The following is an 11,163-nucleotide window of genomic DNA, read 5'->3' as shown; positions in this document are numbered from 1 at the left end:
TGTACCCAGCCAGGACGTTGGTGACACTCGCCGGCTTGGTTCGTTGACGTGAGGAGGACCTCCGGGTGAGGTGTGGCTTGTCGACAGTCCACATCTACTTCCCGGAGGTCCTCATGTCCCACCGTAATGCCCGCCTGACCGTCCACGGCCGCCGGTTGGTGGTCCAGCGAGTGCGCGAGGAAGGGTGGGCGGTGGCCCATGCTGCCAAGGCGATGGGGATCTCTCGTCAGTGTGCCCACCGCTGGCTCAAGCGCTACGACGCCTACGGCCCAGATGGTCTGGCCGAGCGCTCCAGCCGCCCCCATCACAGCCCACGAGCAATCCCGGCCCGGGTGGCCGAGCAGATCCTGGCCTGTCGAGGCAAGTACCGTCGCGGGCCAGACTGGATCGGCGCCGAACTGGGCGTGCCGGCCCGTACCGTGGCCAGGGTGCTGCGCCGGGCGCAGGTGCCCTACCTGCGGGAGTTGGACCCGATGACCGGTGAGCAGATCCGCGCCTCCAAGGCCACCGCGACCCGATATGAGCGCGACCGGCCCGGGGAGCTGGTCCACGTGGATGTGAAGAAACTGGGCAAGATCCCCCACGGTGGCGGCTGGCGCGCCCACGGGCGAGCCGCTGCGAACAAGACCAAGGACAAGACCCGGCGCATCGGCTATGACTATGTCCACTCCATGGTCGATGACCACACCCGCCTGGCCTACTCCGAGATCCACGACGATGAGAAAGCCACCACCTGCGCCGCTTTCCTGGCCCGGGCGGCAGACTACTTCGCCGCCATGGGCATCGTGGGGATCGAGCGGGTGATGACTGACAACGCCTTCGCCTACCGCCACGGCCGTGCCTTCATCGACGCGGTCGCTGACCTCGGGGCGGTGCAGAAGTTCATCCGACCCCACTGCCCCTGGCAAAACGGCAAGGTGGAGCGGTTCAACCGCACCCTGCAGACCGAGTGGGCCTACCGCCACCTCTTCACCAGCAACCAGGCCCGCCGCAACGCCCTTGCGCCCTGGCTGCACACCTACAACACTGAACGCCGCCACAGCGCACTCGGCGGCCTACCCCCGATCAGCCGAGTGTCACCAACGTCCTGGCTGGGTACAACTAGAGACCGTCATCCTGCCCTTCTGGCTGGAGCGAGGCGTCGATGACCGGCACGGCGGATTCTTCACGTGTTTCGACAACCGTGGGCGGACCTTGGTCTCCACCGACAAGTTCGCGTGGTCACAGGGCCGGTTCGTGTGGCTCCTGGCACGCGCTGCGGATCTGGGGCGGCGCGGACTGCTCGACGTCGACGCCGAAGAGTTGCTGCGCCTGGCGCAACAAGGAGCCCAGTTCCTGATCGACCACGTCATCACGGACGATCACACCACCCGGTACGTCGTCGGACGTGACGGAGGCGCACCACAGACACCCGGGCAGCCCGATCGCAGCATCTACGCCGACTGGTTCGTGTCGCTGGGTCAGACGGAGTTGGCCCGTCAGACCGGTGAACCACGCTGGCTCGACCAGGCCCTACCCATCCTGGACCGGGCGCGCGCGGACCATCTGGCCGGCGCCGCCCCCACCCCGCCGTACCAGGTACCGCCTGGTTACAGTGCCTTCGGTCCGAAGATGCTGCTGGTCAACGCCCTGCTGGTGGCCGGCCAGGCCGCGAGGGTGATCGGCCAGCACGGTCACCTGGACGCCCAACTCGGCCAGGCCGTCGATGATGCCCTCTCCCATCGCCTCCCGGACGGCACCTTCACCGAGATGGTCGGTCCCGACCCCCGGACGCTGGTGAACCGGCATCGCATCCCGGGTCATGCCATCGAAGGCCTCTGGATGATCCTGGAGTCGCTGGAACTGCTCGATGACGCCCGCGACCGCGCACCGTTGCTCGCTTCGATCTCGGCGCTTTGTGAGTCGGCCTGGGACGCCGAACACGGTGGGCTGTTCCGATTCACCGATGCCAGCGGCCCGTATCAACCCACCGGCACGGTCACCGGCACTGAATACGAGATCCTGGTGCGGGACACGTGGGCGGTGAAGCTGTGGTGGGTGCACTCCGAAGCAGCGGCTACCACGGCGATCGCCGCGCACAGGTACGCCGACGCCGGGGCCGGGGCCTGGTTCGACCGCATCTGGGACTACACGATTCGCACCTTCCCCGGGGGTGAGCACGGCGCGGAGTGGATTCAGATCCGGGACGTCACCGGCCGCCCGCTGGATCAGGTTGTGACCCTCCCGGTCAAGGATCCGTTCCACATCACCCGGAACCTCATGCAGATCATCGAGTTGTCCGGTCCCGGTCACTGACGCCGAACAGCGCCCACCGTTCCCCGGACCTCCAGTTCACCGTGCAGCGTCACGGTGCTGGGTTTGGCGCCGGTGATGAGCAGGTGGAGCATGTCCACTGCGTGCCGTCCCAGGTCCACGAACGGTGCGCTGACCGTGGTCAGCCCCGGGGTCATAGTGCGGGCCAACAGCACATCGTCACAGCCCACGATGCTGCGATCGGCGGGCACCTGCTCCCCCCGGTCGTTCAGACCGGCGATCATGCCGGCGGCCATCAGGTCATCGAAAGCGAAGGCCGCTGTGGCGCCACTGTCCACCAGATCCCCGGCAGCGGTCCGCCCCGCCTCGAACTGCGCCTCGAACGGTCCCAGTTCGACCAGGTCCACCTCCCGTGGCCGCGTCCACTCCCGGATCGCCTTCGCACGCTGCTCCGCCGCCCAGGAGCGCCGGGGCCCGCGTACCAGCGCCAGCCGGCGATGGCCGAGCCCGTGAAGATGCTCAGCGGCCTGCTGGAGGGCCCTGGTGTTGTCGCAGACCACGGAGGGCAGCCCGCGCACCGCGCGATTGACCACCACGCTCGGGATGCCGGTGAGCATCGCCCGCAACCGGGAGGTGGGAAGGCGCGGCGAGACGATCACCAGACCATCCACCTGCGGCCGGATCCTGCGCAGCAGATCCTCCTCCATCGTCTCGCTCCGCTCGGAGTCGATCAACAGCACCTCGGCATCGTGGTGCGCCGAGGCTCGCTGCACAGCCCGGACCATCGGCGGGAAGAACGGGTTGGTGATGTCGGGTACCAGCAGGCCCAGCACACCGGTACGACCGGTGGCCAATCCCCGGGCAGCCCGGTTCGGCGAGTAGCCGAGTTCCTGCGCCTTCGCCAGAACCTCCTCGCGCACACTGGCCTTGACCAGGTCCGGGCGGGAGAACGCGCGGGAGACGGTCGAGGCGGAGATGCCCAGTGCGTCGGCGATCGAGTAGATCGTCACACGCCGCATTCCGGGCCTCCTCCGTACCGGCCGAGCACCTCAGGGTGATCGAGGTTCACCGTAACGCCTTCGGCACATCGTCCCGGCCACACGCCACAGGACCTCACCAGGACTGTTGGCGACCACCGGCGCCCGCACTGCGCTGCGCGAGCAGCGCCACCTTCGTGGCCAGCAGGCTACTGGCCGTGCTCACCTCGGGTTCCACGCCGGCGTCGATCGCGTCGAAGAAGTACTGCGCCGGACGCCGTGGCTGACCCAACGGGACATCCCAGGTTCGGCGTTCATGGGTGGTGACCTGCAACGAGTGGTAGGCCCAGTCCAGTTCCGCAGTCCCTTCCGAACCCGCGATGCGCATCCGATAGTGCCCGTGGACATCGGCGGCCTCCGGTCCGAGCCAGTTCGCCTCGATGGTGGCGGCCACCCCGCCGGCGTGGAGCAGCACCGCCACGTGGTCGTCGAAACCGGGATGATCCGCGGCCCGGGCGTTGCCGGTCACCGCGCTTACCGAGCCACTCGTTGCGCCGGTCAGGGAGAGCACCAGGTCGATGTCGTGCACCGGCAGGTCCGCAGCGATCCCACCGTAGCGAACGGGATCCAGGAACCAGTCCGGACGACTTTGCTGACGCAGTTTGTGCGGACCGGTGCTGGCGACGAGGGCGAGTTGCCCGAGTGCGCCCTCCTCGATCAACTCCCGCAACGCAAGGGTCGCCGGATAGAAGCGCTTCTCGAACACCACCGAGACGTGCTTCCCGCTGCCTCGCACCGCCTCCTCGATCCGCTCCAGGTCCTCCAGCGAAGTGCACAAAGGTTTGTCGGCCAGCACGTGGGCGCCGGCTCCCAGGGCAGCCAGCACGGCGTCGGCACGTTCGGAATAGATGCCCGCGACCAGCGCGACGTCGACGTCGAGCTCTGCCACCAGATCCTGTACCGAGGCGAACACCGGAACATCGCCAAGATCGGCAAGGAACGCCTCGCGCATCTGCGGGTCGGCTTCAGCCGCGCCCACCAACTGCAGGTCCGGACGGTGCTGCACCTCCTGCAGGGCGTAATCGACGTGCGGGTGGGCCGCGCCCAGGATCGCCACCCTCATGTCAGTTCCTGCGGACGGACCGCGCGCCCGGTCCGGGCGGATTCGTAGATCGCGCTGATCAGCCGAACGGTATCGGCACCGTCCCTGCCGCTGATCGCGGGCGTGCGTCCGTCTCGGATCGATTCCAGCACGTCACGCCACTGGCTCACGTGACCGGCCACCCCGATCGCCGAGGGGTCGGACATCCCACTGGCCGCACCGGCGTCGTCCTGGGCGAACTCGGGCAACGGCACGTCGATCTCCCAGCGGTGCACCTGCCCCTGTCCGAGCTCGATCGTGCCGCGGTCCAGGTGGAGGGTCACTGTTGCCGGGGCGCCTGGTGGGGTCGCCGTCGAGGTGCTGATCATTCCCAGCGCTCCTCCGGCGAACCGTGCCGTCGCCACCGTGGTGTCCTCAGCATCCATCTGGTGTCCCAGCGTCCCGAACTGCGCCGTGACCTGCTCCACCGGGCCGCATAGCCAGTTCAGCAGGTCCACGTTGTGGACCCCTTGGTTCATCATCGACCCGCCGCCGGCGTCCATCAGGGAGCGCCACGGCGCAGCGGCGTAGTACTCCTCATCGCGCCACCAATGCACATGCGTCGTGGCCAGCCGGACGGCGCCGAGTTCACCGGCGGCGAGCATCCTCTTCACCGTGGCGTACTCCGGTTCGAGGCGGCGCTGGGACATCACCGAGAGCACCAGGCCCCGCTCGGCGGCCAGCGCGACGATCTGCTCCGCCTCGGCAACCGTCAGCGCCAGTGGTTTCTCCACCAGAACGTGCTTGCCCGCACGCAGCGCCGCGAGCGCCTGCTCTGCGTGCCGATCACTCGGCGAGCAGATCGCGATGACGTCGACACCCTCGGTCTGCCAAAGATCATCCGGCGCGACCTGGGTGGCCTGCGGCCATCCCGCGTCGGCAGCGCGTTGCTGATCTCCGCCGCTGAAGGCGACCAGACGTGCCTGGGTGGACAACTCACGAAGGGCGCGTGCGTGACTGGTGCCGATGGTGCCCAGACCAAGCACCCCTACGCCGACCGGTTCCTGCATCGATGCTCCCGCGGGTTCGGTGTGTGTGGGCCCTCAAACCTACGACGGCTCCGAAGTTCTCGCAACCGGTTGCAAGAACTCTTGACGTGCAATCGCTTGCAGAACAGACTGGCATCGGACCGTTCCCCTGCAGGAAGGCAACACCCATGATGCGCGTCGGCTTCGTCGGTACCGAGAACTCTCACGTCAAGCACTTCATCCGCTTCCTCAATCTGGACCAGCGCCACCCGGGCTACCGGGCCGTCGCGCTGTCCGGGGGCCGGGGTGAGCACAACGCCGATCTCGCCGAGTACGGCGGCCTCGACGTGATCGTGGACGAGCCGTCCGAACTCGTCGGCCACATCGATGCTGCGATCGTGTGCAACCGGGACGGGGGGCTGCACCGTCCGGCTACGGAGCCGCTGCTGCGCGCCGGAATCCCCGTCCTGGTCGACAAACCGTTGGCGACCACCGTCACCGATGCCCGCGCGATGCTGGACCAGGCCGAGGAGTCGGGATCGACGCTGGTCTCAGCCTCGGCGCTGCGCTTCGTGCCGGAGATCGCCGAGTTCACCTCCGGCGCCGCCGATCGGGGCGAACTGCGACACCTGCACGTCGCCGGCCCAGCCGATCCGGACAGCGAGTACGCGGGTCTCTTCTTCTACGGCATCCATCACGTGGAGACGGCACTGGAGATCCTCGGCAACCCCGTCGTGCGGCCCGGTGACGTCACCGTCCAGGCGGAGCGGCACGGCGACCTCGTCCGGGCCAGCACCACCATCGACGGCCGAATGGTCACGTTCACCTTCGTCACGCCGTCCGACGGCGGTCAGGCACCGTTCCACGCCACGGCCGTGCACACCCGTGGGGCCCTTGCGCACAACCTCACCCTCGGCCCGGACTACAACGCCGCCACGCTGGATCACTTCGTCACCGCCATCGGGCAGGGACGCGCTCCGCTGAGCCCTGAGCAACTCCTTACCCCGGTGGCCATCCTCTCCGCCATCGCCGAGCAGGTGTAGATGGGCACCCGCGGCCCGGGCGCCGAGCCCGGGATCGGCGTCGTCGGTCTGGGGATCATCGGGAGCCAGCACGTCGAACGCCTCGCCGACCCCGCCATCCCGGCACGACTGGTGGGCGTCCATGATGCCGACGGCGCCGTGACGGCGGACTTTGCGCGCGCCCACGGCGTTCCCGGGTGCACCGAGTTGCAGGAGCTGCTCGGTCAGGACGGGCTGGATGCCGTCATCATCGCCGTTCCCTCAGGGCTGCATCGGGACCTGACGATCGCGGCCCTGGACGCCGGCAAGCATGTCCTGCTGGAGAAGCCGATCGAGGTCAAAGTCGCTGCGGCCGATGAGATTCTGCGGGCTAGCCGCGCAGCGGGCACCGTGCTGTCCGTGGCGAGCCAGCGCCGGTTCGCCGATGCCAACGGGTTCATCAAACGCCTCCTGGAGTCCGGCGGGCTCGGCCGAGTGACCTCGGCGACCGTGGAGGTGCCGCTGTGGCGCACCCAGGCCTACTACGACTCCGCCGGCTGGCGGGGCACGTGGGCGATGGACGGCGGTGGTGCCTTGATGAATCAGGGAGTGCACCTGGTGGATCTGGCCCTCTGGTTGCTCGGTGATGTGGAGGAGGTCTACGCACACACCGGCCGACTCGCGCATGAGCGCATCAAGGTCGAGGACACCGTCACCATCACCGCACGGCTCGCCAGCGGCGCCTTGCTGACCTTCTTGGCCACCACCGCAGCCAACGCGCCGCCACCCATCCGCATGGCCATCATGGGCGATCGGGGCAGCGTGGTCACCCTGGACGAACAGATCACGCATTTCGCCACGATCGACGGTCCGCAGGACGTCGAATTCGCGCCACGAGTGGGCGAGGAAGCCAGGCACTCAGAAGTTGAGCACCAGCAACGACTGCAGTTGCTCGACTTCCTGTCTGCCCTCCGCGGCGAGAAGCCGCCGCTGGTGACCGCGGAGCAGGCGCGCAATGCCCTCGCCTTCATCGAGGCCGTGTACGAGTCCGGTCGAACCGGCCGGCCGGTGCGGCCCGCCCCGGTCGACCCGTCGGCCTGACCCGGGATTGCCCCTAGTCCGGCGCTTATTAGTGCGCTACTCTATCGGGACATTCGGACTGTCGTAATGAAGGGCCAATGATGACCACCCTCCCCACACTCAACCGCCGTACGCTGCTCGCCGGGAGCGCCTCGACACTAGCCCTGGCACTACTCGGTCGTACCGACACCGCATTCGGGGCACCTTCCCCGCTGGCCACGCTCGACTACACCTCGCCGGAGGCCTTCGCGGTCGCCGAGCAGGCCTACCTGGACCTCGGCGCCGAGCACAACGAGGCCGGACTGTATGCCTGGGGCGAGTCCTACTACCTGCTCGGGTTGCTCCTGATGTTCGAGGCCACGGGTGAGGGCCGTTACCTGGACAGGTTCGAGGAGCGCGCCCGGCACGTCATGGACTCGACCGATGAGGCACGCGGCGTCAGCGACTACTCCGGGCGCTCCGGGCCGGTGTGGCGTGCCGGGGGCAACTACACCGCCGGCCATGGTGAACTGCACCTGGAGGATGGCTCACCCGGCATCCAGGTGCGCTGGGCCGGCGGCACCTCCGTGAACGCCACCGCGACGGTGCGCCGGGTGGATGCGGACAGGTTCGATCTCATCCTGTCCCACCCGTCCTCGACCGTCGAGCTGACCGGTCTCACCCTCGATCCCACCGCCTCCGACTACGTCGTCGACGCCGTCGGCGAGGCCTACGCCCCCGGCGCCCGCTGGACCGCGGTCGACCACAGCGCCGACAGCGGAACCGACCGCACCCTGGCCGAGGGTACGGTGGCGTTCGAGCCCCAGTTCTACGCCTTCCCGGTGCACACCGGCATGGTGATCTACCCGCTGGCCCGGTACGTGCGCATGGTGCGCACCGACCCAGGGATCCCCGGGACCCGCAACGGCGTGGCCGGCCACCTGTTGGCCTTCGTGATGAAGGCGTTGCGGCACCACGAGGACGACTTCCACATCGACGAACGCGGCTACGGCGACTTCCGCTGGCCGCGCGAAGCGCCGGTCCCCTTCGACGGCACGATCCAGCCGCTGAACCAGTCCCACGCCCTGGGTGCCACGTTCGCCGAGTTGACCCGGGTCGTGGACAATACCCAGTACCGCCGCAACGTCGAAGCGATGCTGCGCAGCCTACGAGCGTCGTTGCAGGTGCAGGACGGGGCCTACGTCTGGCCGTACTGGCCGGTGCACTCCCACATCTACAACGGCTACTCCCGCGAGGACGACGTGTCCACGTACACCCCGTTCTACGGGGCGGTGCGCAGCTGGGAGGACATCAGCCACGGCGCGATCACGCTGGAGTTCATCCAGGCCACCCACGACGCCGGCATCGCGGACCTGAGCCAGGATCGCGAGCTCTTCGCCAGCACGTTCGTGCAGAACGTGGTCAACGAACCCGACTCGGTGTGGTTCCGCGTGAACGGGGAGGTCGAAGCGCTCCCGGCCCAGGCCGTTCAGTCCGCTCGGTGGCTGATGCTGGCGGACCTGGAGCCGGAGATCCACGATCAGGTCCTGCGGGTGTATGAGGCCGAGCCCCTGGAGCCGTCGCAGGGATCCCACGCGCTGGGTATCGCCTACCTGAATCACAGCCGGTGAGGCCCCGCCCTCATCCGGCGAGCCGGCCACCGCAGCGGTAGGACCGCTGCGCCTCCCCCACACCACGACCAACTGAGGAGTACACATCATGATCGCATCGCCCCCGGCGGCGCCGCACCCGGCCACCGAGGCGGACCTGGAGGACCAGCTTGCCACGCCGCTGCCGGGTGTGGGGCGGGCCCTTGAGGCCGTCGGGGGTGACGTTCTGTTGTTGGGTGCCGGTGGCAAGATCGGGCCCACGATGGCGATGATGGCGCGTCGCGCCCTGGATGAGGTCGGCTCCCGGGCCCGGGTCATCGCGGTGTCCCGTTTCTCCGACCCCGAGGTGCGCGAGCGGTTGACCGAGGCCGGCGTGGTGGTGCAGTCCGCCGATCTGTCCGAGCCGGAGAACTACGCCGATCTGCCTGATGCGGCAGCGATGATCTACCTGGCCGCGATGAAGTTCGGCACCACCGGCGCCGAGCATCAAACGTGGTGGTCCAACGCGGCGATTCCCGCCTTGGTGGCCGACCGCTACCGGGGCGTGCCCTCGGTGGTGTACTCCACCGGCAACGTCTACCCGTTGCGTCCGCTGGCGGCCGGTGGATCCACCGAGGATGACCCACCCGAACCGGTGGGTGAGTACGCCCAGTCCTGCCTGGCCCGTGAGCGCATCTTCACCCACGCCGCGCACACCTGGAACACCCCGGTGACCATCTTCCGGCTCAACTATGCCTGCGAGTTGCGCTACGGCGTCATCGCTGACCTGGCCACCCAGATCCTGGGTGGTGAGCCCATCGACGTCACCATGCCCGCGGTCAACGTGGTCTGGCAGACCGACGCCACCGCCTGGGCGCTGCGGTCGGTGGAGCTGGCCGCCACTCCCCCGCACATCCTCAACGCCACCGGGCCAGAGACCGTCTCGGTCCGCCGCCTGGCCACCTGGCTGGCCGCCGCGATGGGTACCGAGGTGCAGTTCACCGGGACCGAGTCCACCGACGCCCTGCTCTCCGATGCCTCCCACTGCCACGATCTGTACGGCTACCCCACGGTCCCGATGCGCCGGGTGGTGGAACTGGTGGCGCGGTGGGTGACCGAGGGCGGGCGGCAACTGGGCAAGGCCACGAAGTTCCAGCAACGGGAAGGCAAGTTCTGATGGGCACCGATCTGGCGGCACGTCTGGGCGGCGGAGTGGTGATCCCGGCCCACCCCTTGGCCCTGGACGCCGGCGGCGGCATCGATCTGCCGGCCCAGCGCGCCTTGAGCCGCTACTACCTCGATGCCGGTGCCCACGGGCTGGCCGTGGCGGTGCACACCACCCAGTTCGAGTTGCACAACGACCGCGCCATGCTCACCGACGTCTGGCGCCTGGCCGCCGAGGTCGCCCAGGACCACACCTCCGAGCCGATCCTGGTCGCCGGTCTCACCGGAGACGCACCGGCAGCGGTCGCCGAAGCACAAATCGCCAAGGACCTGGGCTACCACGCCGCCCTGATCAGCCCCTGGGGCATGAGCGACACCAGTGAAAGCGCCCTGCTGGCCCGAGCCGGAGCCGTGGGCGAGGTACTGCCCGTGCTGGGCTTCTACCTACAGGAGTCCGTGGGCGGGGCAGCGCTGAGCCGGAACTTCTGGCACAGCCTGTTCGACCTGGAAGCCGTCGTGGGCGTCAAGGCAGCCCCGTTCGACCGGTACCGCACCAACGACGTGGCCCAAGTCCTGCTCGAACACGACCGCTGGGACCAGATCACCCTACTCACCGGCAACGACGACGCGATCATCCATGACCTACTCACCCCCTACCGGCGCACCGTAGCCGGCAAGGAACGCCAAGTCCGCGCCAGCGGCGGCCTACTCGGCCAGTGGGCCGTGGGAACCCGGGCCGCAGTCGACCAACTCCAGCGGATCAACACCGCAGTCAACGCCGGCGCAGCGCCGATGGACCTGCTGAGCGAGGCCACCGCGATGGTGGACATCAACCACGCGGTCTTCGACGTCGACCACAACTTCGCCGGGTGCGTGCCCGGCGTCAACGAAGTACTGCGCCAACAAGGCCTGGTCCCCACCGCCAACACACTGGGCACCGATACGCTATCGGCCGGCCAGAGCGACCTGATCGCCCAGGTCCGTGCCCGCTACCCAAACCTGCTGGACGAA

At 68.4% G+C, this 11,163-nt stretch carries 10 protein-coding genes; 7 read left to right on the top strand and 3 right to left on the bottom strand.

The features are described 5' to 3' along the window. The first annotated feature begins 113 nt into the window (after positions 1-113). The gene (locus ACO0LV_RS18385) at positions 114-1,148 is read left to right on the top strand and encodes an IS481 family transposase (protein WP_424789370.1); all 1,035 of its coding nucleotides are present in this window, start codon (positions 114-116) and stop codon (positions 1,146-1,148) included. After that, positions 1,114-2,295 (top strand): AGE family epimerase/isomerase, encoded by a 1,182-nt coding sequence (locus tag ACO0LV_RS18380; RefSeq protein ID WP_424789369.1) that lies wholly within the window; start codon positions 1,114-1,116, stop codon positions 2,293-2,295. The genes ACO0LV_RS18385 and ACO0LV_RS18380 overlap by 35 nt, the downstream gene beginning before the upstream one ends. Here ACO0LV_RS18380 and ACO0LV_RS18375 read toward each other — a convergent pair. The 3 genes from ACO0LV_RS18375 to ACO0LV_RS18365 all read right to left on the bottom strand — a co-directional run bounded on the left by ACO0LV_RS18375 (position 2,289) and on the right by ACO0LV_RS18365 (position 5,381). Then, positions 2,289-3,272 carry a LacI family DNA-binding transcriptional regulator gene (locus tag ACO0LV_RS18375; protein WP_424789368.1) on the bottom strand — a complete coding sequence of 328 codons (984 nt, stop codon included), beginning with the start codon at positions 3,270-3,272 and terminating at the stop codon, positions 2,289-2,291. The two genes, ACO0LV_RS18380 and ACO0LV_RS18375, sit on opposite strands and share 7 nt — an antisense overlap. Before the next feature lie 94 nt (positions 3,273-3,366). Then, the gene (locus ACO0LV_RS18370) at positions 3,367-4,353 is read right to left on the bottom strand and encodes a Gfo/Idh/MocA family protein (protein ID WP_424789367.1); all 987 of its coding nucleotides are present in this window, start codon (positions 4,351-4,353) and stop codon (positions 3,367-3,369) included. After that, a complete protein-coding gene (locus ACO0LV_RS18365; RefSeq protein WP_424789366.1) occupies positions 4,350-5,381 on the bottom strand; it encodes a Gfo/Idh/MocA family protein in 1,032 nt (343 codons plus the stop codon). Before ACO0LV_RS18365 ends, ACO0LV_RS18370 begins: the two co-directional genes overlap by 4 nt. Before the next feature lie 146 nt (positions 5,382-5,527). Between ACO0LV_RS18365 and ACO0LV_RS18360 the strand changes: the two genes are divergently transcribed. The 5 genes from ACO0LV_RS18360 to ACO0LV_RS18340 form a co-directional block, all read left to right on the top strand. After that, positions 5,528-6,382 (top strand): Gfo/Idh/MocA family protein, encoded by an 855-nt coding sequence (locus ACO0LV_RS18360; RefSeq protein ID WP_424789365.1) that lies wholly within the window; start codon positions 5,528-5,530, stop codon positions 6,380-6,382. Continuing rightward, positions 6,383-7,441, top strand: a complete 1,059-nt coding sequence (locus tag ACO0LV_RS18355; RefSeq protein ID WP_424789364.1) for a Gfo/Idh/MocA family protein — start codon at positions 6,383-6,385, stop codon at positions 7,439-7,441. Between the two features lie 80 nt (positions 7,442-7,521). Then, the gene (locus tag ACO0LV_RS18350; protein ID WP_424789363.1) at positions 7,522-9,030 is read left to right on the top strand and encodes a hypothetical protein; all 1,509 of its coding nucleotides are present in this window, start codon (positions 7,522-7,524) and stop codon (positions 9,028-9,030) included. Positions 9,031-9,118: 88 nt separating this feature from the next. Next, the gene (locus ACO0LV_RS18345) at positions 9,119-10,165 is read left to right on the top strand and encodes an NAD-dependent epimerase/dehydratase family protein (RefSeq protein WP_424789362.1); all 1,047 of its coding nucleotides are present in this window, start codon (positions 9,119-9,121) and stop codon (positions 10,163-10,165) included. Continuing rightward, on the top strand, positions 10,165-11,163 hold a 999-nt coding region (locus tag ACO0LV_RS18340; RefSeq protein ID WP_424788366.1), incomplete at its 3' end, for a dihydrodipicolinate synthase family protein. The genes ACO0LV_RS18345 and ACO0LV_RS18340, both read left to right, overlap by 1 nt.

The sequence above is a fragment of the Pseudactinotalea sp. Z1739 genome, from assembly GCF_049725055.1.
In the GTDB taxonomy this organism is placed as follows: Bacteria; Actinomycetota; Actinomycetes; order Actinomycetales; family Beutenbergiaceae; genus CALKWS01.
Note: the sequence above shows the minus strand (reverse complement) of the source record. Positions and strands in the feature narration are given on the sequence as shown.